Annotated in this window: 1 pseudogene; it reads left to right on the forward strand. The window is 59.6% G+C overall.

The annotated features are described in order from the left end of the window. A pseudogene (locus AB3X89_RS40645) lies at window positions 1-255 on the forward strand (EscJ/YscJ/HrcJ family type III secretion inner membrane ring protein); the annotation flags it as partial.

The following is a 255-nucleotide window of genomic DNA, read 5'->3' on the forward strand; positions in this document are numbered from 1 at the left end:
GAAATGATGGTGGCGATGCTTGAGCAGGGCGTCGACGCATCCAAAAGCACAACCGACAACGGAAAGACGTGGGTGCTCGAGGTCGATGACAGGCAACTGGTTCGCGCGATGCAGGTGCTGCGCGAGCACGGCCTGCCGCATAGCCGGTACGACGATCTGGGTAGCCTTTTCAAGAAGGACGGCCTCATTTCGACGCCGACAGAGGAACGCGTGCGCTTCATTTACGGCTTGTCGCAGGAACTATCGGCGACGCTC

The organism is Paraburkholderia sp. BR14320, from assembly GCF_040948665.1.
In the GTDB taxonomy this organism is placed as follows: Bacteria; Pseudomonadota; Gammaproteobacteria; order Burkholderiales; family Burkholderiaceae; genus Paraburkholderia; species Paraburkholderia youngii.